Raw genomic sequence first — 23,877 nt, forward strand, 5'->3', positions numbered from 1 at the left:
ATATAAATGGTGTAATCCTATTGACAACTAAAAGTGGGGACAGCTTCTACACCATAGCCTGTTTATGGAGGTTAGGTAAAGTTGAAAGATTTTATTGAATGTGAATATTTTGAAGAGCAGAAAGTACTTTTAACACAAGATGGCCAATGAAAATAGGTCACTAGTCGATTTTGAAAATTCTCAAGTAATGGTGTCCAGTTTAGCTTGATCAGAACGCTGGTTAACTTCTATACAAAAAGTTAACCAGTTTTTGTTTGTTGAATATGAGAATTAACCATTTTTTAAATAACACTTGTTACAAGGACCGCCTCGTAATTTCTACTCATAAAATCTTTACTGCTAGTCCCAACAGTATCTGCTACGTTATCGGAAAAACTAGCCATTGACTGTACTAACTGTGCGTTACTTGTTTGCACTAAAGGTTCAGCAGTAATTTCACCAATAGGTCGCCAATTTGTCATTTCAACAATTTCAGCAGGAATATCTCCTCCTAGATAGAAGATTTCTGACTCATTTCCATTAAGTGACTGGATAATCGCTTGAGACAAAGTAGCTGGTCTAATTTTACCTTCTCGAACTAAACGAGGGCCATCTTCTTTAAGAATATTTTCAACTGTCCTAAATTGGTTAGGACTTTGAGTTGTATCTATTTTGAAAACACGTGCATTTTCACCACGATTACTAGCAAATCGATTGGCTACTGAGTGATCAGAACTAAGAGAGAGGTTTTTTCCTTTTGAGCCACCTGTACTAGCCGTATGCTTGATAATCTCTACTAGATAAGCATCTTTGTCATCAGGACTTATAGCACCTAAAGCTCTTTTCAGCCCTTTCATGTTAGGGTCATAGGTTTGGCCTCGATATACGAAGTCTGGAATTGATAAGGAAGCTCTTGTATCGATAATTTCCTTTATTCTTTCAATTGTAATTCCACGGCCAACTGTTCCTTGCCTTAATTCGAATATCTTTGTATATAAGCGGTTAATTATTTCCTCGTCAGTTGCTTTTTGAAAAAATTGACTACTGGAAATGGCGAAACTTGCAGCTTCATCTGATGAATGGACAGCTCTCCTAAGCTTTGATACAAGATCAGAGGCTCCTGTTGCACTCGCTCTAACTAGTGATCTTGATACATTTCTGGCAGTAAAAACCGGTACTACAAAGTCTGTTAATTCTTTCCCAGCTGCTCTTAAAAAAGAACCTTTTTTTACCGTAACAAGGATAGTTCGAAGAGCTGTTGCTGTACGTCCTAAACGGCTTACAGAGTGTCCAGCTTTAGCCGCTCTGATAGCTGCGGTAATTCCTTTATATCCACCGACTGCACCAAACCCTATGGTTGCCAAAGTGAAAATCAGATCAGCTGTATCAAATGCAATATCTTTAAATTCGAATGTATAACTATCATCATATATTTCATTATGAATCGTTCCATAGAATGGTATAACAGCTTTAAAAAAAGTCTCTAACCCACTTGGGCTGTAATTAGACTCTTTCCACTGATTAATTTGACTTAAAAGGTAAGAATGAATGTTGTTTCTAACAACTTTTCTAATAGTGTTAATATTTTGATTAGATAAGTCAACCTGTACAGCATTTACTTCAATAGCTATTGACTCTTTACTACGTACAACTCCAAGAACTTTTTCTACTACAAATTTTGCAGCTACCGACAGATTATTGTTTGTAATTAATGGGTATTTTCCAATTTTACTAGGAAGGTAAATAACCTTCCCATCAGGCTTAATAATACCAAGTTTTCCATCATGTGATTTAAAAAAGTAAGCATTGTCATTAAAATGAGATTTAATGCTAAATGGCGGCCCTAGACCATTTCCTCGTATGAGATGGCCTGACTCTCTTGGAATCATTTCTTGGATATTATTTATTTTCCATAATTTCTGAAATAGTTTCCCTCTGTCGGTCCATTTTATTTTATTTAGGGAGTCTTTAACCTTAAACTCAACAAAGCTATCTAAATTTTGATTGATGTAATTAGAAAACTGATCATAGTATCTATGAATAACATCTGAATCCTCTTTATAACGAGTAATCATTTGGTCTTTAGTAGGAGATTGTGAAGAGCTCACTAGACCTCTTGCTGGCCTAAGTAGGTTATCCAACACATAATTTCCATCTGGATAACGTTTATCGACTTCATCTTCTGCTAGTTGACTTCGACTTTTAAAGTTTGGAGACTTCGGTGGATTAAGTGAAATTAACCACGATTGCTTATAAGCACTAATACGTTCTTCTTGATTTTCAGTCTCTAAAAGCCCACTGTGCCCATTGTTTTTTGCCCAAATGATACTTTCCTGGTTAAAAAGTAAAGCAGATAAGTCTTTTTCTTCTTGTGAGCTCTTTTCTTGTTGGGCAGTTAAATGAATATTATTTACTATATCTAGCAGTTGTTCGTCTTCTTTATCACTAACATCTGCCTTTAGAATTTTTCTGATAGCAATAACTCTCGATGCTACGAGAGATTTTTGGTCTATTTGTAGATCGCCATTTAAAGTGGTAGCTGAATCAGCCTGAGAAAGCATATACAAAATACTCCTATAAAACTTTGTATCCAGTATAAGAGTATTATTTAATTGATCATTAGGTATTGATTAAAGTCAATTCGATTTTTTCTTTTTACTAAGTTTTGGTATCTCTTATTGGGGTTTAGCGCCCATTGTCTTGATTATGCAAAGCATATCTGATGAAATGGTACGAAGCCACTGAAACACATCACATTGTTCTGGTCATCTTAAACTGGACACCGTTATTTGAGAGTTTTCAAAAGCAACATTAATGAAAAAGCTAAACTTAAGTGTTAAGCAACGAGTCGCTTATAAGATCACAACAATACGCAAGTATAGTGATACTGTGGTTGATAATAAATCAAAACTTTAATCCTATGGGATCTAATGAAGAATGGGCAGGTGACATCAACTATATAAAAACAGCTAAAGGCTGGGTACATTTTTCTATCGTAAAGGATTTATTTTCCAGGCGAATTGTGAGATGGCATTGAAGTAACCGATTAGCGACAGATTAAGTGTATCATGCCATGAAAGGATCCATTCATCTAAAAGGTTGCCGAAACGAGCCTTTGTTTTTCACAGTGAAATATCAATATTTAAAGCAAGATGTCATTGCTTACATGAAGTATTACAATATTGAGCGACTGCAGACTGCCAAAGAAAATAGGTCACCAGTTGATTTTGAAAACGGTGTCCAGTTTAGGTTGACTAGATCAGGGGGGTACCCAAGGCAGAAATTGCTTATCGTGAAGCATGCCGACATAGATTAAGAACCACTAAAAGCTAAATGGACGCATCAAACTATACCCATAGCGTTACCTGGCCATGTACAACAACCATTGCTGAACGAAACAAGGTTTACCACGACCACCAGCAAAACAGTCAATTCAACAAGCAGACATAAGGCTATTTAAACAAGAGAAGAACATTATTTCGCTAGTCAGTCTAGGAGTACAGCAACGAAACAATGTGAATGGGGTCATTACATAATCATGAATAGATATACATCAATACTTTTACAATTTTATGTATAGGTAAAAAATGACTAATAAAGCCAAACAGCAGCGTCTTGAGATTAGGAATAGCCAAATAAAAAAAGCACTGCTTCGTCAACGCTGGTTTAGGACTTGGGGGTGGTACAAAGAAGCAATGCTCACGGGGAGTAGCCGTGTAATTAATAAGACTACAGCCAATTAAAGAAGTTCACACCTAGTGCTTTATATCGATCTAGAGAGGATATACACCATGTCAATCATAACCGAGCTAACCAGGACTATTGGGGAATACTCAGCGATTAAGTTAGGTTAGTGCTTAGGGATGCTAGGTTGTTTATCCAGAAGGTTATAGACAATGACCATTAATCACCTTCGCTGTTGGTAAGGAAGTTGCTAAGAAGATTGCTCATCAGTTCAATGGCCAAACTATTGAGCTGCTAGTAAAAAAAGAACTTAAGGCTCTTAGAAATCAACTACTTAAGAAAGAGTGTTGCAGAATGAAGCTTAGCACTGGTGCATGCAGCTTGCAGGTATTTAATATCATAAAATGTAAATAAACAGTTAATGGCACGAGAGCTTTAGGATACTACTGCAATATCCAAAAACAGGACGAAGTGAACTAAACTTTCATATAAAGTTAAAAGTGATCTGTGATGAGGCGACTTTCCTATGAGGAAATCATGTGCTTTAGCATTAAGAGTTTTACAAATTTTCATAGTTTTAAGTCTTTATATGCCAGTTAGCTCAATAGCAGGTGTCAATGACTTATTGATTATTCATAGTTATGGGCGTCATGGTTCGTTTTCTTGGGTAGATGATCAAGCTAAAGGTATTAAGTCGGCATTTGGAAAAACTAATTATAAATTTCATGAGTTTGAGCTAAATACAAAGTCTATACCTGAAACTCAGTTCGGTGAAAAAGCAAAAGAAGCATATGAGGTGGTTAATCGACTTAACCCCAGGCTTGTTTTTTTAACTGATGATAATGCATTAATGTTAATGGTTCCCCAAATAGGGAAAGAAATTCCAATTGTATTTATGGGGGTGAATGGAAACATCAGGTTTGATTATCCTTGGCTTTTGGAATACCCCAATGTTACTGGTATTTTGGAAAGGCCTTTAATTAAACGAACAATTTACCAAATGAAAGATGCTTTGAGCTTAGACTTAAAAAAAGTAATGGTCATTATGGGAACAAGCCCTACAGGTGAAGCTTTTTTTAAAAATGATTTAAATGAACAAGAACACTTCAAGATAGTACGTATTAATGTGGATGTTCGAAGGTCAGACAATATTGATCGCTGGTATAGTTGGATAAAGACTAGCAAAAAAGAGGGTTACGATATATTAATAGCAACAAATTTTTATGCACTTGTTAGCTCAAAAGGTAACAAGATCAATGTTGATGAAGTATCAAGTTGGATTTCAAAAAATTCTCCTTTGCCGACCTTCAGTGTCCATACGGGTGTAGTAGGAAAAGATAAGCTTGTTGGAGGAATGATTATTAGTGGTTTACATATGGGAGAAGCTGCTGGTCAGGTTGCGCTTGATATTTTAGAAAAAAGCATTAAAACCAATGCTATACCATACAAAACTCTAGAAAGAGGGCAACTAATTTTTAGTAAACAGCAGCTTGCTAAGTGGAAACTATCTATTGGTAAAAAGTATTTGGGCAATGTTTCATTTGTTGAGTGAATGCAAGAAAAATAAAATGATTAATAAATGAATTCTGTCTTTGTGCAGAGGCATAATATCAGCCGCTTAACACTCTAAGCTGATAATGAGTTACAGCTAAATACCACTGTCCTTTACCAGAAGGACTTAAAACTTGGATTAGGGATAACCATTGATATAGCTAATCAAAAATGAATTGCCTAGCCCAATGTTCAAGCAGTTAGCCAAGCTTACAGTCAGTAAAACCGCAATAAATATAAAGCCTGAGTAGGTGGGGAAATGGAAGATATAACCGGGGATAAGGCTTTGCCAATGACATGGATAAATACCACGAAGCTCTGAATCTAGGCTAGAATTTATACAAAAGCTGTTGTCTGCTAGTCGCTAGTAGTTGTACTAGACAACCTAAGAGCTGATTAGGGGGTGAGACACACAAGCCTAAATCAGCTGCTATAACCAGATTAACAAGCACAAATCAAGAACATCAACAACAAGAATAAAGCCTCCAACTTGCCGTTACTTATCGTGCTAGAGAGGATAAGGTCATATTAGTAATAGCGAATAAATCTTTTGTGTCGTTTTATATCACCAAACGCGTGGGTAATATGTTGTTGGATAGTAATGCAGTTAAGGTATTACAAGTCAAGGGGGGAGGAGTTAGAGGCGGGTTTTCCCGCCATTTTTAACTATTATTTTCGCGTGAGCGTTTGGCTAACTGCCAGTGAATTAAGAAAATAATTATGCTAATCACAATCACGATAATTGATTGAATCATGCTTTGGAGGCCATCTCGTTGTTCCGCTTTAAGCTCGCGCTGATATGAGGTTGTCCTTTTTGCAGTCAACTTTGCGTCTGTTGGAAATACTTCTGGATTTTTTTCCCTAGTATATTCTGGTCGGTCAGAAAAACAGTCTTTATAATCTTGATCTGAATGGTGGCATTTATATTGGTAGCTTGACATAGTAAGCTCAGGTTGCGAAATTTCTACTAAATCCCATATTAAAACACTAGATGTAATTGCTAAGCAGGCTAAAGTGAAAAAGGAGACTGCTAGTGCATAAATTTCTAATATCGTTTTTTTCATCATTTATATTTCCTGTTACGGCAATTGCCCGAACTAACTTATAGTTTACTTCTCAAAAATGCAAATTAGATGGTCAAAAATTGCAAATTATGTGCAGAAAGATTTTTTGTTTATTGTTGCGCGGTTATTTATTGGGAGATCGCTATGCTTGAACTCAGTCTTGTTAAAAAGTATTTTAAAATTGATGAATAAATAACCGAAGATGACGTCTATTTAAAGATATTAATAGAGTGGCTGTCGCTAAATGGGGGGAATATCATTACCTTGCTGAATTTCATCTATTTGCTTTTGGTGTATAGCCTGTTTTAGTTGGGCTTTGTTTTGTTTGCTGGTTAGATAGGCTTGGAAAAGGCTAGTGATTGCATTAATGACAGTTGAATACATAGTTCAATGCTATGATTAAAAAGATTAAAGTATCAAAAGAATTACTATGGTTTTTCTTTCGAAAATCATTGTTGTAGCAGTGTTAATAGGAATAGCAAATAAAACCGAACTATATTGCTTGTTATATTTGTTTATACCTATAGCTTTATTTCCACATACCCCATATAACCTCACCAAAGGAAGGTTTATCTGTGGCTGGGGAATCATATTTATTACTATCCTTATAGTAATATTATTCCCAATACCTGAAATACAGATATTTGCTATGTTTCCAGTATATATTGGCTGTGTGGTTGCTGATCTTAAGTGGGAAGGCTGGAGTGCTTAGTTAGTTTTCTCGCCACTCTTCTCTTACATCAAAGCTAGGACAGCTCTTACCTGAATCTAAATCACAATGCCCAACTACCTCAGCATTAGGATTTAATGTACCAGTCGATAATCACTTTCTCTAAGCTATCAAACTGAGCATCAGTAAACTGATCTCGATCTACTAAACAAACACCTAGGCTATTGCTATTGTGACCTTTAACATGTGCACTGACCCAATATTCAGGTTGACCATTTTCGATAGTGCCATCACGTTTAATTACTTTATGGTAACTAATATCTGACCAGCCTTGTTCAATGTGCTAGCGATGAATATCTTCGGCTGAAATGTCTTTGTTGTTGGGAGAGTCTGAGCAATGTATAACGAGTTTGGTTATTTTCATTTCGTGGTAAATACTTTACAAGTAACAGTGACTTTTAAAACCCAAGCTCATGCCTAATTGAGCTTACTATTATAAAGTAGAGTGCTGTATGAAGAGCGGTATATACTCTTTGATTTTAATCATGCTTTTGGGACATTGCTCAAATCCTAGTGCTAGCCTGGATATGTTCATAAATAATTTTTATGAATCCAACTTACCTAATAGCTTAGGCATACAATCTGAAGATGAAATTAAGCCTTACCTTAGTAAAAGCCTAAGAGTTCTTTTTGCTCAAGCTAGAAAGCAACAAGAAAACTTTACTCAACAGTATCCAGATTTAAAACCTGCTTTAGTTGGCACACTCTTATTCAGGAGTATGCCATTCAGTGAAACCTCTAAGGTAATCATTGAAGAGATAAAAAAGATAGATAGCATCATGTATAGAGTGACAGTTAGCTTTGACTCAATACTAAGCAGTAAAAGATGCATCGATAAGCTTTTTATCCAAAGAAATGACACATCTTATGAAATTATGGATATTGAACTTGGATGTTATAAATCCGAGAAGTTATCAACACTTCTTTCTAAGTCTATTAAAGATAATCAGAAGTAAAGTCATAAACGAAAAAAGCCTCATTATTTGACAGGGCTTTCTTAACTGAGCATTTTTATTAGTGTTGTAGACATAATTCTTACTATGGTATGCCATCGATGCAGACATCTGGTGATGTACTAGCGTAATTATACCAATCATGGTAGATAACCTGTAAAATACCTTGCCATCATTAAATACTTAATCGAGAGAGCTTTTGTTGTCAACACGGTGGCAGTGTTGACAACAATCTAGACCTTAATGGCAATTAGTAGTTTACATATTGTGCAAATGAAAAAATAATAGTTAAAAAAACGGTTGAAGGTTCTGCAATGAAAAGCACAATCAAGTCTATTAAGGATAAACGGCTGCGTCACCAAGAGCGATATACATCACTCGGTTACCAGTATGTTATTGCTGATTGCATTGATTTTATTAATGTCATTCATTGGGATCAGGTAGTTGGTCATGCTTCGGTATTTATGAGTCGAGAATACCTGCAAGTACTGGATGCAAATAGCCCAACGAATACTGAACAACGCTATGCGTTAGCCTATCAGGATGGTAAACCTGTTGCTGCAATAGTATGTCAGTTGGCCACTATTACTGGTAAACAACTGATGTTGCCTGATAAAAAATTGAAGGAAAAAGTAGTTAAAAAATACCGAGAAAGGGTGTTGGTTTGTGGTAATTTGGTTTCAAATGGTTTGCATGGGGTCGCTTTTGCTAATGAGTTAGACCCTGAACAAGGATGGCGTATTATTGCAGAGTTAATTTACCGTATTCGTCGTGGAGAAAAGCTGAATGGCTCGGTTAATTTTGCATTAGTGAAGGATCTTGGTATTGCTCAGCTTGAGGAGTCTGTAGTAATGGAACGCTACAGTTACCGCAAAATTCAAACAGACCCTGATATGGTGTTGGAGTTACCTGATACTTGTCGCTCGTTTGATGATTACTTACAGCTATTGACGTCTAAATACCGTAATCGAGTAAAAAAAACGCAAAAACAACTTCGCCAAGCTAATATTACCGATTTGCGAGTCACTGATCTTGAGCCTTATGAGCAGGTTATTCATAACCTATATTTGCAGGTTGAGCAGAAAGCTGAGGTTAGACCTGCTACCTTGCCTAGGGGGTATTTTTCAGCCTTAGCTAGCGCATTAGGGGAGAACCTTTCTTGTTCGGTAATTAAACATCAAGATAAGGTTGTGGGTTTTGTCACCACCATTAAGGATGGCGATGTTGCTAAAGGCTATTATGTAGGGATTGATTACCAGACGAATGCAGAATACCCCATCTATTTTCGCTTGCTTCAATTAATTATTGAGCATGGTATAAGCATGGGGTGTCATACAATTTCTTTTGGTAGAACGGCTTTAGAGCCTAAAACCAGCTTAGGTGCTAAGCCAGAGGCTACTTTTGTTTGGGCTAGGCACCGATTGCCTGCAGTAAACTACTTGGTAAGAAAACTCTTTAAAGCTATTCCTGTTGAAGAAGCGCCAGAACGAAAGGCGCTTAAACAGGTTAATGGCTAATTAACCTGTGTGTCTAAATTTGTGCATCAAATCCATATTTGGTGCACATTATTGTTGTATTGCCTCAACTTAATTACTCAGAAATGCTATTCGTTGTGATATAACATGCAGCAAATGTAGCCTATAACCAAGCTGTAATTACCTAAGATAAGTTGGCATGTAACTTGTTTAATGAATAACGTGACATGTACAGCAGTTAGAGTCTTTGAATAGTTCTCCTTGAGTTTTAGTCGGTTTGTATAAACCGCTGGTTTTAGGACTACACCTGAACTTTTCAGGTATTGCCAATAGCAGGTGGGTATAGGCAGCTATCCTCCTGCTATTTTTTTATTTATGCGGATACTTCCATTTTGGCACCACAGTATTTGCAGTGAACGGCATCGCTATCATGCCCAGTTTTTTGGCAATTGCGGCAGGCGTGCTCACCTTTGTCTCGACCAATTTCTACAGCAAGCTCTGCGGTAATAATACCCGTTGGTACGGCGATAATTGCATAGCCCGTCACCATAATAATGGATGCTAGGCTTTGGCCTAATACTGTTTGGGGGGTGATATCGCCATACCCAACGGTGGTGATAGTGACAATAGCCCAATAAATACTGGTGGGAATGCTGGTAAAGCCGTGTTCAGGTCCTTCTATGACATACATAAGTGAGCCAAAGATACTGACTAATACAACAACTGACATCAAAAATACAAATATTTTTCGGCGGGCTAACAAAATGGAACGCATTAACATGTTAGCTTCGCCAAGATAGCGAAATAACTTTAATACCCTGAAAATGCGCAGTACCCGGAATAGCCTGATGATAATGAAAAACTGGGCCTGTGGAATGAAGAAAGCAATATAAGAAGGGAGTATTGACAGCAAATCGACAATACCATAAAAACTGCGGGCATAACGCAACGGGTGTTGTGCACAATATAGTCGGGCAATATACTCAATTGAAAACATGATAGTAAACAGCCACTCGCAAAAAAGTAAAAAACTCTTATATTCGTTGGATATGTGCTCTACAGAGTCGATGATGACGATGAATACACTAATTAAAATGGTATAGATTAGTGCAATATCAAACCCTCTACCTGCAGGGGTTTCGGTGCCAAAAATAGTTTCATTTAGTTGCTGCCTTAACCGCTGTTGAGACAATTTTTTCATAGGTGATTAACTAATAATCTATGTACACAGGTTGATGGGATAGATTATACCTATTCTATGCTACTGGTATGAGTTCAGGGTAATATTATGATCAGTGTAAGCTGCTAAGAATGCTATCAATATGTTGCTGTAAAGGTAGGCGGATGGCGGGCTTTTCAATAAAATCGAGGGCTCCAGCTTTAATCGCTGTAACGGCTACTGAGAGCTCAACTTGTTGTTCTCCCAGCATGATAATAGGAATATGACTATTAATCGTGTGGATTTGATCTAACTGACTCGGCACATCCAAGCCCATTGCAGTATCACTGCAAATAATACATAAAGGCTGATTACAGGAAAGGCACTGTAGTAGTTGCTCAAATTGAGTCATTACTGCACAGGGAATATTATGCTGCTGACAAACTTCCTGGACTGTTTGCTGGGTACGCTGGTCCTGATCAAATAATAAAACTGTCGGCGTATGTAGTTGTGTCATAAATGCAAGCTGGGCTGTGAGTAAAGGCGTAATAAGCCCCACACTACAACTGTCTTTCTTCTCGGGGCAAGCATTAATAGCACAAGTATATGTCGTCAAACAGCTTTACAAAATCTGTAATTACATCATACCCAGTTCGGAATATACGGAGACTGTTACGGGTATATATTAGAGAGGAAACTGCTTTAATGGTCTACACCAAACTGAATGGCTTATAGATCGGCTATATAGGATAGAAGAGCCGCTATAAAACGCCTGTTAATGCTTGCTAGTGTCTTTGAAAAGGGTATGTCGGCATTTTAAAGAAGGATTGCCTTATATTGCCGACATTGTCACCCGTTGAGCGGTTGGCTGTAAACCGAGTTGGGTTGATTATATCTCAACCTGATCTTTAACTTGCATAATCTGACGTACTAAATGGGCTAATGATTTAGTGCCCATTTTTTCCATCACCCGAGAACGGTGAATTTCGACTGTTCGCTGGCTCAAGCTGATATCAGCTGCAATCACCTTATTGGCTTTACCTTCTACTACGTGGTGCAATACTTCGCGCTCACGATCAGTCAATGTTGCCAAGCGCTTTAGAATTTCTTTGTGCTCAAGCAATTCTTTACGTTGCTCGCTATCAAGCTTCAGTCCATCATTAATCAGGTCCAGCAGTTCCTGGTCTCTGAAAGGTTTTTGAATAAAGTTCATCGCGCCATTTTTAATGGCTTGTACTGCCATTTGTACATCACCATGGCCAGTAATAAAAATAATCGGGAGGATGCAATGCATTTCATTGAGCTTGGCTTGCAATTCTAAACCACTCATACCAGGCATCCGGATATCCATCACAATGCAACCAGGGCGATTTTCATTATAGGCGTCTAAAAAATCAGCAGGAGAAGCATACACCTCAACAGCTTGACCTACTGATTGCATCAACAGCCCTAGCGAATCACGCACAGCTTCGTCGTCATCAATGATAAAGACAGTAGGTTGTTGTTCTTGCATATGAGCTCCAGAAGCACTTAATAAGAAAGAATGATTGCTGGAAAAAACCAGTCATTAATATAGCTTAGTTTGCCAGCTTGTGATGAAATTATCGAGAGGGATAATGGACTACGACAATTTTTTGTTAAGCTTTTGATAACAAATTGTCATATACCGCGTTTTAAAAATATTATTTTAATAAAATAGAAGATACAACCAGTGACGAATGACCAACTTGCCCAACGGTTGCTGTATACCATTCAAAACAACCGAACTGATGGAGCAGGTCAAATAGCCCGAGATGCATTAAGTGGTTTGGCCGACTTTTGTTCTCAAGCCCATTTAACAGAAGGTGATATTCAACAAGCCTGTCGTTTAGCCAGGCAGTTACAACGGACTCGGCCATCAATGGCTCCTTTGCAGCAACTGCTAGGAACTTGGTTGCGATCAGTAGAGCAGGATGGTCTTTCATTAGCGCAAGCAGCTGCTCAGGCTATGCAGTTGGTGCAATATTCCCACGAAGCTGTGGCTCATAGTGCCTGTGCCATGGCACAGCGGATTAAACCGGGGAGTGTGGTTATGACCCATAGCTGGAGCTCAACCATTCGCGAGCTGTTTTGTTTATTGAGCCAGCAACCTTGTCAGGCGATTGTGACAGAGTCTCGGCCTGGCTATGAGGGCCATAAAATGGCTGAGCTAATGTCAGAGCTTGCTATACCTTGCCGGCTAATTACTGAGGCGCAAATGGGGATTTGGCTGGAGGAAGCGGATGTGGCGGTGATTGGTGCCGATATGCTGCTTGAGGATGGCTCGGTGGTGAATAAATCGGGTAGTTTTTTATTAGCGTTGGCGGCCAAGGCTTTAAACAAACCCTTTTATGTGTGCTGTGAAACCTTTAAACGAGTGGATTTGCTGCCCAGCATGGTTGAGCTAGAGCAACATAATGGGGGTGAGTTAGGTGCACCTACCTTGGCGCATGTTGAGATAAAAAACCAATATTTTGAGGTAATTCCAGTGAGCTTAATTACTGAGGTGGTTACCGAGCGGGTAACCCCTCAGGCACAGTCTTAATTGGTTTTATTATTTAAGCTGAAGAATTGAAGGGTTGAGCATATTTTCAGGCTTAAGAATTTCCTTCAGCTGTGTTTCATCTAACAGACCTTCTTCTAACACCAGATCGATAACCCGTCGGCCAGATTGAAGGGCTGTTTTGGCAATTCGACTAGCATTTTCATAGCCAATATAGGGGTTTAGTGCGGTGACAATTCCTACACTATTGTTGACATAATCTCGGCATTTTTCTCGGTTAGCCGTAATGCCAGTAATGCATTTTTCACTGAGCATGGTGCTGGCGTTAATTAATGACTCGATGGATTGCATCACTTTATAAACAATTAATGGTTCCATAACATTTAACTGCAGTTGACCTGCCTCAGCTGCCATGCTGATACTTAAATCATTGCCAATTACATCAAAAGCCACCTGGTTAACTGCTTCTGGAATAACCGGATTAACTTTGCCGGGCATGATTGAGGAGCCAGGTTGCATTTGTGGCAGGTTAATTTCGTTTAAGCCAGCAAGAGGACCACTGCTAAGCAAACGCAAATCGTTGCATATTTTCGATAATTTAATGGCATAACGCTTTAACATACTGGAAAACAGTACAAAAGCGCCCATGTCGGATGTGGCTTCTACCAAGTCAGAGGCTTGCACCAACGGTACACTGCTGATTTTTGCCAAATAGTCTACCGCCAGTTTGCCATAACCAGGATCAGCGTTAATGCCAGTGCCAATAGCTGTGCCACCTAAGTTAATTTCTTTAAATAAGTCGGCCAGGCCTTTGATGAGTTTTACATCTTCATCAACAGTGGTGGCATAGGCATTAAATTCCTGGCCAAGTGACATGGGCACGGCATCCTGTAACTGGGTGCGTCCCATTTTAATGACATCTTTAAACTCTTCGCCTTTTTGGTTCAGGCTATGCTTCAGATTTTGTGCAGCTAGGGCTAATTCACTGTGGCGTAAAATAATGGCTAACCTGACGGCAGTAGGATAGACATCATTTGTTGATTGAGACATGTTGACATCGGTATTGGGATGCAGATGGGTATAAGCGCCACGGGGGTGACCAAGAATTTCCAGTGCTCGGTTAGCAATGACTTCGTTGGCATTCATGTTGGTTGAAGTACCAGCGCCTCCTTGAATCATATCCACCACAAAATATTCATGCCATTGGCCGGCAATAATTTCATCACAGGCTTGGACAATGGCATTGGCTTTGGTGTCACTTAAATGTTTTAGTGCCTGATTTGCCTTGGCTGCGGCTTTTTTAACCATGGCAAGTGATTTAATTAGGCTGGGGTAATGGCTAATGGGTACGCCGGTTATTTGAAAATTTTCTACAGCTCGCTGGGTTTGAATACCATAGTAAACATGTTGGGGTATTTGTTTGCTACCAAGTAAATCATACTCAACACGGTAGTCGTTATTGTTAGCTGAGTCAGCATTCATGGCTATACCTCATTACTTAGCCGTAGTGGTTTTTCCTCGCATAAGTGTCGCTTGAGACCTAGGGATCTTCAATACGGACTAGTACGTGTCATCAGTTGTTAACAATTATACTGCTTTATATGATTGAGGGTGTTGTAAAAAATAGTAAGAAATTAAAGCTGGTGTTTGGTATAGAAAATAGCTTTGGATAATAAGATAAGGAAATGAAAATGATTACCGTGTATGGAGTGCAGTTGTCGCCTTTCGTCAGAAAGGTTCTTATCAGTCTTGATATTTTAGCGGTTGATTACACCTTAAAGGCGGTCAATATATTTGATTTACCTGAAGAATTTAAAAGAATAAGCCCCCTTGGCAAGGTCCCTGTGTTAGATGATGATGGATTTACCATTCCTGATTCCACTGTCATTTGTCAGTATTTAAACGAAAAATATGCGAGCAATAAACTTTACCCCGTTGAGCTGAAGGCACGTACGAAAGTGAGATGGTTAGAAGAATATGCTGATACAAAATTAATTTCAGTGCTTGGTATCCCTTTGTTTTTCGAACGCCTTGTTAAGCCTAAATTTTTAAAGCAGCAAACTGACGAACAACGGGTAGAGGAGAATATTAAGCACTACATCCCCCCGGTTTTGGACTATTTGGAGTCTGTTTTGCCAGAAGCTGGTTTTGTGTGTGAAACATTATCCGTAGCAGATGTTACGATTGGCAGCTTCTTCCTCAACGCATCCTATGCGGATTATGAAGTGGACAGAGGTCGTTGGCCAAAATTGGCAAGTTATGTGGCAAGGGTTTATCAGCAGCCTGTCTTTCAGAAATATATTGAAAGCGATAAGAAGATTCTACAGCTTTCATAAGTGACAGTTGCTGAGCCTGAGCCTACAAATGAATCATTAACAGCAAAGTGGTAGTGAAAAGGGAGTATTAGACAACAGTTGAATTGCTGACTATAATGAGAATTATTATCATTTGCATGAATATAAAAAATGAACAAGCAAAGTTGGCAACAGCACTGGATTGACAAATATTGGATTGCGATTACAACAATCATTTGCATAGCATTGTGCTATGGTTTGTTGGCAATAATGTAGAGGGTGTCGCTGTTTTACCACCCTCAAGTAGGTAACTGTGGGTAAGCGATAAGCTGCTGCTACTCTCTTATTTCATGACTGAAAAATGCTGTCGAGCAGATGTGGTTATTGCTGCATTGACACGTTCTCTTAACTCTTTGCCTGGTTTAAAGTGCGGTACATAACGGGCAGGTATTTCAACTGGCTCTCCTGTTTTAGGGTTTCGGCCTATCCGAGGTGCATGGTAATTTAAAGAAAAGCTGCCAAACCCTCTAACTTCAACCCGATCTCCTTTAATCAGCGCTTCTGACATTTGCTCCAGCAACAGATTTACGGCTAACTCAATATCTTTAGCTGTTAGCTCTGCACCTTGTTGGGCTTCGATTAAGCGCTCAATCAGCTCCGATTTGGTCATCTCCCTTTCCCCCTGTCGACGATGACTTTTTACAGCTTGCACCATTAGACTAGCTAAACCTTGCGCTATGATCAACTAACATATTGATTTTCATGGTAATAATGTGTCAGTTGAGTGATTTTTGAACAGGTGTTGTCTCTCCATACTCTCATTCTTAATTTTGCTTGTTAGTCTGATCTGTTAATAATTTTTATAGGGAACTAAGTAGTTAGCCTGTTTGACTTTTTAGAAAGTTTAGCAAGTACGATGCACTGTGTATTAAATGGGAGAATAAAAAGCTTATAGACTCATGTAGCCTCTTCACTCAATGGCCGCATTTAAAAAATTTTCGTATTGGGTATATAATGTCTAATTTTTAACTAAAACTGAAAATAGCACTAAACTTGATTAAGCTGTAATTAATTTGTCATATTATGCAGAAAAGCTTGTAAAATTATATGAATCATTTTTAGGTCAAAAGATCATTCACGAAGAATATAAACTATTTCCTTGGCTTACCTTAAAATATACTAAGCTTCAGATGAGTTGAAGTTTATACAACATAAAAAAAATAAAAAATATTCTTTTTTTCATTTAAGCGAGTGGTGGCGACTATTCGCAAAATTAAATGTCATGCCTGTGAGGAAAAATATAAATGGACTTATCCCAGTTAAATAAATCCTTTGAGCCAATTACCGACCAGCCGCTAAGTTGCTTGGAAACAGACAAATCTGCATTAAGGGCGATTGCTCAAGCAGCGGTGAATGTTGAATTGTTTACTATTCCTCTGTATATGAATGCGCTTTACTCCATTCATGGTACACACCAAATTAACGCCAAAGATGTCACATACTATAAGGGGCGTCAGTGGCCTGGGGCTGCTACAACAGTTAACCCAAAAACCGCTAATGAAAAAGCCTTTAACCTTATTTTCAGTGTATTTATTCAAGAGATGCTGCACTTACAAATGGCAGCCAATCTTGTTAGTGCAATTGGATTGCATCCATGCTTTACCAGCAAAATGTTACAGAATAAAGATCATGGTTGGACCTGTTATGGATCAACTATTACTGTAATTCCCCATATTGTGAATTTGCAGGATACCCAAAACGATAAAGATGTTCGAGTTAACTTGGAAGCTTTAAATAATAACCAGGTAAAATTGTTCTGTGCGATTGAGCAGAATGAAGTTGATGCTAGGAAAAATATCGAGCCAGATAAGCTTAAGGATTACTTCCCAACTGTACCGTTCAAAGGTTGGACACCAGAAAAAACTGAAGCTGATTTGCCTATGTTCGGTACTATTGGTTGGTTGTATGAGTGTTATGCACAGTACATCAGCATTGAGTATGTTGATGGCAAAACATTGTGGGAAAAAGTGTTTGATTCAAACTCTGTACAACAGGATATGTTTAACTATGAACAAGCTAAGTCACATCCTTATCTTGAATTTCCACGATTTTCCACTCACTTTACTGAGACTGATGCTGAGTCATCTTTTGATAAAGCCATTGATATGATGAGTGCAATTACCGATCAGGGTGAAGGAAGTGCAATTGATATTTGCCGTTACCGGAAACGGCAGTTGAATGAAATGGTTGATAGTGAAATTGTTCAAGAAAAATACCGCCCTGATAAATGTGCTTTAGAAGGCGATTACCCTTCCTACAATCAACATGGAAAACCAGCTGCATCCGCAGATACTGAGGCGCGATATCCAAATTCTAAGTTTGACCATTATGAACGGTTTGAAGAGGTGGGTGCGCTACTGTCGAAAGTGCTTACTTGGGAAAACTGGCATCAGCAAGGCAATAGCTGGTCTGAAAAAGACCTGACCAACAGTGAATATAAAGCAAAAACAGCCCCAAAAAATATACCTGCACCCAGTGAAGTTGCAGGTGCACTAAATCGACTTAAGGGTCAGGAAACCACTATGTATCCTATTTTGAGTAAAGTATCAGTGGGTGCCATTGCTGGGATTACCACGGTACTGGATACTTACTGGCAGCAACAAGATGCAGAGTTTCCTTATCCATCTATGGTGGGCTCTGGTGACCGAATCTCAATTTGCTGGGCTATTTTTGGTAAAGCTCCCGACTTATCGGTTGGTATAGGCTCTCCTCAAGAAGATAAATTATACCACGCCTGTCAGGGGTTGAATCTGGAGCCAGAAGAAAACGCTGATAACTGTGCAGCAATCGAAATCTACCACACCTGTCGTGGTTCCAATGCTTGTAAAGCGCAAGGCGGATGTGGCTTTGCCCAATTGGATAGTGGCGGTGGTTCTTGCAGTGCTTTAAGGGTGCAAGCACCTACAGTTGAAAAGGGCGGACAGGTTTTGTGTGGCGGCCCTTCCTGTGGGGGACCATCACAGCCTTATTCCGCACCTTCTGACAACAAGTGCCGTACTTTTGGTGGTTGTGCTGTACCGATGTCAGCTTCTCAACTTTATCCTAATCAACAGTCAGGTGAAATGCTGCTATACGATTTCGAAGGACCTACCCATTCTTCAGTACCTATTGGCAAAATGTCGTTCAAGTATGCTGACTCAGTGTACGACAAAGCGTGGGAGGCTTACGAAAAAGTGATGAAACATCGTGGCAAAGATGTTGGCGACAAACCTATACCTACTGATTTGAGAATAGCACTACCACCTTCCACCTGATAGGAGTTTGCAAAGGTTAGTGAATTATGAGGTAGCAGAGTGTTGCGATTGTTTGTGATGACAGGGAAGGTGGAATAATGGTGTGTAATACTGCAAGCAAACCACGCCTGGGCTTGCCAAACCTTGGCCTGGGAGTGGGACTGCGTAATAAACATATGTCTTATATTATGCAGCATGGCGCTGGCGTCGATTGGTTTGAAGCCATTAGCGAAAATTATATGGATAACCATGGTTATACTCGCTATGTTCTCAACCAATTAGCTGAGCGAGTACCTATTGTTTTACATGGAGTATCCTTGTCTATTGGTAGCTGTGATCCATTAAACTTTGCTTATCTCAGCCAGTTAAAACAATTAGCCAAAGAGGTTAATGCTCGCTGGATTTCTGATCATTTGTGCTGGACTGGTATATCTTCAGTCAATTCTCATGATTTATTACCCATGCCATTGACGGAAGAAAGCTTTGCTTATGTCGTACAAAGAGTTCGCATTGTGCAGGACTTTCTTGAACAGCCTTTAATACTGGAAAACCCAAGTAGTTATGTTCAGTTTGCTGAGTCCAGCTTATTTGAGTGGGAATTTCTTGGTCAGTTAGCGATAGAAACCGGTTGTGGTATATTGCTGGATGTAAATAATGTTTTTGTTTCATCAAGCCATCACGGATTCGATGCTGAATTCTATATTAAATCATTACCATGCCAGTACATTGTGCAAATACATATTGCGGGGCCATCAGATAATGGTGGCTTATTGATTGATACTCACGATCATCCAGTGCCATCGCAAGTCTGGCAACTCTATGCGCTGGCTCAGCAATTGACTGGCGGTGTTTCCACCTTGCTGGAATGGGATGCGAATATTCCTGATTATCCTCAACTGTTAAATGAGCTACATAAAGCAAGAGAAGTATTGTCTGGAAAAATGCCTGATATCAGAGTAAAAGTAGCCAATAACAAAAATACTCACTCTATTTCTACCCCCATTGATTTTCAATTGGAGTTAATGGATGTTGAGTAAATCTGCCAAAGCTAATAATCTTACTCCCCTTGAAACAGAGTCATTAGCAGTTAATCCCCCTCCACCTGAAAGTCTGATGCGATTACAGTCTTGGTTTTTGCGTGCGACTACAACACCAGGTGGCATTAATCGGGGATTAGTTTTGGCCAATCACCAGTATGAATTAAATGAACAATGTAGTATTACCCACAGTAACAACCTGACTCCAGAAACACGACTCAACATTTATGCGCAAGGTTATGTTTTACGTTTATTGGAATGCCTTCGAGCAGACTTTCCTGCATTATGTAAAGTGATGGGAGCAGATTTATTTGACTTTTTTGCTAAAGCTTATATTTGGAAATATCCTTCGACTTCTCACACCTTGTTTAATTTAGGAGGGCAGTTTGCTGACTTTCTACTGCAAAGCCAAGCGGCACGAAATAAAACACTTCAGCAGTCGGAAATGTTATTTTTTCCTGTTGAACTAGCCCGCTTTGAGCGTGCTCGGACAGAAGTCATCCGTGCGCCAGGGTTGGAGCAACTACAAAAACAAGGTAGCCATTTTCAAAAGGAAAATCAGTTACTCAGCTTATTAATGGAAACGGCGGTGCTGGACAGTCATGCATTTATACAGCTAACACCTTGTACTCGCCTGTTAAATATGAATTATCCGATGATTGCAATCTGGAATAGGATTAACAATGAACAGCCGTTTTCAGCAACTGAACATGCTTGCAAGTACTATATTGCGATTACCCGAGTGCAATATCGCGTTACCATGTATGAACTTGAGCAGTGGCAATATCAAATTCTCAACAGTACTCAGGAGCGGCGTAAATGCCTGGAGTGTGTTGAGCTGTCACAGCCTTTTACCGAGTTATCAAAGGAAAACCACATGGCACAGGTACACATGTGGCTGCCTATTGCTAAAAAAATGGGGCTGGTTACCTATTGATTTCTGACTACCTTATTTATAAAAGTGTTGCTGTATTTCTTTACATTCCCATGACAATCTAAAACGATATATTTGTTTGACTGAGCGGCTTGCACTGTATTTTATAGTTTGGTGTTGTGTAGTGATAAGCAGAAGTTGTGTGTAAAGAGGTTACTGAAAAGCAGTTGATGGTGAGTTTAAGTTTTGCTGGTTAGGTGTAAGTATACGCGATGAGGCTTAGTTCCCTTTTGGTGTCTGTAGTTATTAGTTGTTGTCAACCTCAGCTGAGTCTTTCAAGTGATTTGAATGTAAAACTTAACAACAGTTGGGAACAGTTTGTACAGTCGTTAATCACACAGCCCGCTACAGTTACCATTACTCGACAGCAGTTAAACCAATATCCCGTTGCTTTGTTATTGCCGGCGGCGCTTTATCCTGACCTAACCCACTATAGCTGGCAGCAAATAGCAGGATTGCATCACCTCAATAAAACCTGTATTGAACCCAAAAACATTGAGCTACCCGTTCGTGCTAAAGTATTTGAATTAGCTTTATGCAGACAACAGGTGTTGCCTGTAGACTGGTTTGAGCAGGGGGCGCTCATCCATCCTGCCGGGGGAAGTTACGCAGGTCGCTATTTGAAGTATGTTGTTGAGTCTGGACAAACACTGCCATCTGCAGAAGTTAAAGCAAAGTTAAGCCAGTTGTTGTTACTGAGCAATTCTGATCATCCTCTTCATACACAACTGATCCCATTAGGCCAGGAAGGCTTAAACAGTCTGCTTAACCTGCACCAGTGGTATTTACACTTTGATGGTTCTCTATGGCTTTATAATGAAAGTGGTATTAAAAAATATGAAAATAAAGTTTGGCAAGTGGTAGCTAAAAATAATGTTATTGATTTGGTACTTCAAAGCAACACTAATATATGTCAATTAGCACCAGGGAATTTTTGTATACAAGAAAATCCTTCGGTTAATTTTATCAGAATTATTTTAGAAAGTGGTTTGATATTACTCAGTATTTTTTTGCTGGTTAAATTACTGCTGAATCGATACTTGGAAGCAAAGGAGCGCCGCTTTATTTTGCAACTGCTGACTCATGAACTGCGTACTCCAATAGCGAGTTTAGCAATGACAGTTGAACAATTTCGTGATGCGTTTGATGAGTTGCCACCTTCACTGCAAGATACTTTTTCTCGGTTAATATTTGATTATCAGCGTTTAAAGCAGCTGACTAATAGAAGTCAGGGATATCTAAGTGAGGGTAAAAAGTCTTTCCTCGATAGTCAACAAACCCTATTATCGGAGTGGTTGAGTTATTTATGCAGTAAATATAATGTGGTGTATTGCCTTGATAAAGATAACGCTTGTCATTTGCCTGTTTATTGGCTAGGTGTTTGTCTGGAAAATTTAATAAGGAATAGTTTGGAGTATGGTAAACCCCCTGTCCGTCTTTTAATCACTAATGTAAACAAATGTCTGGTTATTACCGTTCAGGATGAAGGTGATATCCCCTCTACTTATTTATTTCAATTAATTAGAACTAATCACCAATTGAGCGGAATGGGTATAGGGTTGCGTTTAGTCAAACGTATTATTAAACAGCTGGGTGGAAAACTTAAAATTAATAAATGCCCAACCCGATTTACAATTGAGTATCCATTATGAGTGTTGTATTACTGGTAGAAGATGATCTGTTGTTAGGGGAAGGTTTAGTTAAGCTATTTACCCAGGCAGGGTATCAGTGTTTATGGGTAACAAAAGCGAGTGAGGTTGAACAATATTGGTTACAGGCCGATATAGTTATTTTGGACCGTCAACTACCTGAAGGCGACAGCTTAAAACTATTGCCTCAATGGCTTGCAAGCAAAGCATTACCTGTAATTATCTTAACTGCCAGGGTAGAAGTGAATGACCGTATTGAAGGGTTAAAAGCGGGAGCTCGTGATTATATGCTGAAACCATTTGAGCACCTTGAGTTATTAGCTCGGGTACAAGCACAGCTACGACCATTAGGGGAAAGTAGACTATATGTCAATGACTTGGAACTAAACTTGGCGACACAACAGGTGATTTACCAAGGGATTGATGTAACACTGACAACGAAAGAGTTTAAGTTACTCTCAGTGCTAATACAGAAGCCAAATAGAGTTTACAGCCGAGAAGAGTTGCTTAACCAAGTATGGGGATATCAGTCGTTTCCTACAACCCGGACAATCGATAACCATATATTGCACCTACGACAGAAGTTCCCTAGCTTAGTTATTGAAACGGTAAGAGGGATAGGGTATCGACTAAGAGTATGAAAATAAATAATTTTTGCTTGTTTACAGGTATTTTTTGTTTATTCATGGTAGACCATGTTAGTGCAAATAATTGGCTTCCAGAAACACCACTAAAAAAGGTTTATATAGAGTTGCTTGATAAAAAGCCTATTAAGGCATGGCAGCAATTGTCGGGTATACTGAAAAAACCATTAACTAGTGAACTGAAGAAACAGTGGCCACTAATATTTGATGTTATAATACAGGAAACCAAGTGTGGGCAAGTGCTTCCAGTAAAGACAGATAATATTTTTGCGAACTTTATCAGAGTTGTTCTCATTAAACATTATAATCTTCAACAAGTTGAATACCATGTGAAATTGAGTTTTGAAGGAGTTGATACCCCTTTTACAGTCAAACTCACTGATAGCAATGGAAAGCGATTAATTAATAATAAAATCGCTAAGCAATCAGAAGCAAATGGTTATGCTGAAGTAGAAAGTGGCTACTTTCCCCGACCTTATGCTGCAGGTGTTTACGATTTGGAATTAAGCCGAGGAGAGAATCGTTGGCATGTTGCCCTGATTTTGCCGCCTATACCTAATCAGGACTGGGTAATGATGCGTACTCAGGCATCGATTAGGCCACAAATTGAGTATACTATTCCCTCTCAAATGACTGCTTGTCCGCCATCAAAAGTCAAGCAACAGGTGCTAGACCAGCGCTTCGATCTGTTGTGGCAAAAAGTTTTTTTAACTAACCAGCCTTTAACATGGCAATATGATACACCTAATGCTCACCGAGCCAGTCTCGTTGTAAATAAAAGTTTTTATCAAGGAGATATACTTATCGAGTGGGCTCAAGGAGTAGGTTTACCCATTGAGATTACAAGATTTTAACTTTTCTTTTTTACTTTCATATGACAAACCAAGCTCAACTACTGGCTTAAATAATA

Annotated in this window: 21 protein-coding genes; 12 read left to right on the plus strand and 9 right to left on the minus strand. The window is 39.0% G+C overall.

Annotated elements, in window-relative coordinates:
* Positions 1 to 281: 281 nt before the first annotated feature.
* On the minus strand, positions 282 to 2,540 hold the full coding sequence (locus G4Y78_RS09315; RefSeq protein WP_163832760.1) for a hypothetical protein: 2,259 nt from the start codon (positions 2,538 to 2,540) through the stop codon (positions 282 to 284).
* Positions 2,541 to 3,566: 1,026 nt separating this feature from the next.
* On the opposite strand from G4Y78_RS09315, the gene G4Y78_RS09320 reads away from it, so the two are divergent.
* Together G4Y78_RS09320 and G4Y78_RS09325 are read left to right on the plus strand one after the other, a co-directional pair.
* On the plus strand, positions 3,567 to 3,722 hold the full coding sequence (locus G4Y78_RS09320; protein ID WP_163832761.1) for a hypothetical protein: 156 nt from the start codon (positions 3,567 to 3,569) through the stop codon (positions 3,720 to 3,722).
* Positions 3,723 to 4,189: 467 nt separating this feature from the next.
* Complete coding sequence (locus G4Y78_RS09325) at positions 4,190 to 5,215, plus strand: ABC transporter substrate-binding protein (protein ID WP_163832762.1); 1,026 nt, start codon at positions 4,190 to 4,192, stop codon at positions 5,213 to 5,215.
* Positions 5,216 to 5,876: 661 nt separating this feature from the next.
* Here the strand turns inward: G4Y78_RS09325 and G4Y78_RS09330 are convergent.
* The 3 genes from G4Y78_RS09330 to G4Y78_RS31670 form a co-directional block, all read right to left on the minus strand.
* Complete coding sequence (locus G4Y78_RS09330; RefSeq protein WP_163832763.1) at positions 5,877 to 6,281, minus strand: hypothetical protein; 405 nt, start codon at positions 6,279 to 6,281, stop codon at positions 5,877 to 5,879.
* A gap of 237 nt (positions 6,282 to 6,518) precedes the next feature.
* Entirely contained in the window at positions 6,519 to 6,662 is a 144-nt protein-coding gene (locus G4Y78_RS09335) for a hypothetical protein (RefSeq protein ID WP_163832764.1), read from the minus strand.
* A gap of 413 nt (positions 6,663 to 7,075) precedes the next feature.
* Positions 7,076 to 7,288 (minus strand): N-acetylmuramoyl-L-alanine amidase, encoded by a 213-nt coding sequence (locus tag G4Y78_RS31670; protein WP_222937731.1) that lies wholly within the window; start codon positions 7,286 to 7,288, stop codon positions 7,076 to 7,078.
* A 172-nt stretch (positions 7,289 to 7,460) separates the two neighbouring features.
* On the opposite strand from G4Y78_RS31670, the gene G4Y78_RS09345 reads away from it, so the two are divergent.
* The gene (locus G4Y78_RS09345) at positions 7,461 to 7,964 is read left to right on the plus strand and encodes a hypothetical protein (RefSeq protein WP_163832765.1); all 504 of its coding nucleotides are present in this window, start codon (positions 7,461 to 7,463) and stop codon (positions 7,962 to 7,964) included.
* Between the two features lie 311 nt (positions 7,965 to 8,275).
* Complete coding sequence (locus tag G4Y78_RS09350) at positions 8,276 to 9,478, plus strand: GNAT family N-acetyltransferase (protein ID WP_163832766.1); 1,203 nt, start codon at positions 8,276 to 8,278, stop codon at positions 9,476 to 9,478.
* Between the two features lie 331 nt (positions 9,479 to 9,809).
* Here G4Y78_RS09350 and G4Y78_RS09355 read toward each other — a convergent pair whose 3' ends face one another.
* The 3 genes from G4Y78_RS09355 to G4Y78_RS09365 form a co-directional block, all read right to left on the minus strand.
* Positions 9,810 to 10,637: an ion transporter gene (locus tag G4Y78_RS09355; RefSeq protein WP_163832767.1), complete on the minus strand. Its 828-nt coding sequence runs from the start codon at positions 10,635 to 10,637 to the stop codon at positions 9,810 to 9,812.
* A 91-nt stretch (positions 10,638 to 10,728) separates the two neighbouring features.
* Positions 10,729 to 11,211: a response regulator gene (locus G4Y78_RS09360; RefSeq protein WP_163832768.1), complete on the minus strand. Its 483-nt coding sequence runs from the start codon at positions 11,209 to 11,211 to the stop codon at positions 10,729 to 10,731.
* A gap of 273 nt (positions 11,212 to 11,484) precedes the next feature.
* Positions 11,485 to 12,108, minus strand: a complete 624-nt coding sequence (locus G4Y78_RS09365; RefSeq protein WP_163832770.1) for a response regulator transcription factor — start codon at positions 12,106 to 12,108, stop codon at positions 11,485 to 11,487.
* Between the two features lie 198 nt (positions 12,109 to 12,306).
* Here G4Y78_RS09365 and G4Y78_RS09370 point away from each other — a divergent pair, with 198 nt between their 5' ends.
* Positions 12,307 to 13,158, plus strand: coding sequence for a translation initiation factor eIF-2B (locus G4Y78_RS09370; protein ID WP_163832771.1), 852 nt, complete (start codon positions 12,307 to 12,309; stop codon positions 13,156 to 13,158).
* Positions 13,159 to 13,167: 9 nt separating this feature from the next.
* On the opposite strand, the gene aspA is transcribed toward G4Y78_RS09370, so the two are convergent.
* Positions 13,168 to 14,598 (minus strand): aspartate ammonia-lyase, encoded by a 1,431-nt coding sequence (gene aspA / locus G4Y78_RS09375; protein ID WP_163832772.1) that lies wholly within the window; start codon positions 14,596 to 14,598, stop codon positions 13,168 to 13,170.
* Positions 14,599 to 14,801: 203 nt separating this feature from the next.
* Between aspA and G4Y78_RS09380 the strand changes: the two genes are divergently transcribed.
* Positions 14,802 to 15,452, plus strand: coding sequence for a glutathione S-transferase family protein (locus G4Y78_RS09380; protein ID WP_163832773.1), 651 nt, complete (start codon positions 14,802 to 14,804; stop codon positions 15,450 to 15,452).
* A gap of 301 nt (positions 15,453 to 15,753) precedes the next feature.
* Here G4Y78_RS09380 and G4Y78_RS09385 read toward each other — a convergent pair whose 3' ends face one another.
* On the minus strand, positions 15,754 to 16,080 hold the full coding sequence (locus G4Y78_RS09385; RefSeq protein ID WP_163836427.1) for an integration host factor subunit beta: 327 nt from the start codon (positions 16,078 to 16,080) through the stop codon (positions 15,754 to 15,756).
* A 634-nt stretch (positions 16,081 to 16,714) separates the two neighbouring features.
* On the opposite strand from G4Y78_RS09385, the gene G4Y78_RS09390 reads away from it, so the two are divergent.
* The 6 genes from G4Y78_RS09390 to G4Y78_RS09415 all read left to right on the plus strand — a co-directional run bounded on the left by G4Y78_RS09390 (position 16,715) and on the right by G4Y78_RS09415 (position 23,821).
* The gene (locus G4Y78_RS09390) at positions 16,715 to 18,724 is read left to right on the plus strand and encodes a ferritin-like domain-containing protein (RefSeq protein WP_163832774.1); all 2,010 of its coding nucleotides are present in this window, start codon (positions 16,715 to 16,717) and stop codon (positions 18,722 to 18,724) included.
* 77 nt (positions 18,725 to 18,801) lie between these two features.
* Entirely contained in the window at positions 18,802 to 19,740 is a 939-nt protein-coding gene (gene bufB / locus G4Y78_RS09395) for an MNIO family bufferin maturase (RefSeq protein ID WP_163832775.1), read from the plus strand.
* On the plus strand, positions 19,730 to 20,677 hold the full coding sequence (locus tag G4Y78_RS09400) for an HvfC/BufC N-terminal domain-containing protein (protein WP_163832776.1): 948 nt from the start codon (positions 19,730 to 19,732) through the stop codon (positions 20,675 to 20,677). The genes bufB and G4Y78_RS09400 overlap by 11 nt, the downstream gene beginning before the upstream one ends.
* Positions 20,678 to 20,907: 230 nt before the next feature.
* Positions 20,908 to 22,326 carry an ATP-binding protein gene (locus tag G4Y78_RS09405; RefSeq protein WP_222937672.1) on the plus strand — a complete coding sequence of 473 codons (1,419 nt, stop codon included), beginning with the start codon at positions 20,908 to 20,910 and terminating at the stop codon, positions 22,324 to 22,326.
* Positions 22,323 to 22,964 carry a response regulator transcription factor gene (locus G4Y78_RS09410; RefSeq protein WP_163832778.1) on the plus strand — a complete coding sequence of 214 codons (642 nt, stop codon included), beginning with the start codon at positions 22,323 to 22,325 and terminating at the stop codon, positions 22,962 to 22,964. Before G4Y78_RS09405 ends, G4Y78_RS09410 begins: the two co-directional genes overlap by 4 nt.
* Before the next feature lie 44 nt (positions 22,965 to 23,008).
* Positions 23,009 to 23,821 (plus strand): DUF2861 family protein, encoded by an 813-nt coding sequence (locus tag G4Y78_RS09415; RefSeq protein WP_222937673.1) that lies wholly within the window; start codon positions 23,009 to 23,011, stop codon positions 23,819 to 23,821.
* The last annotated feature ends 56 nt before the right edge of the window (positions 23,822 to 23,877 follow it).

Source organism: Spartinivicinus ruber (assembly GCF_011009015.1).
GTDB lineage: Bacteria > Pseudomonadota > Gammaproteobacteria > Pseudomonadales > Zooshikellaceae > Spartinivicinus > Spartinivicinus ruber.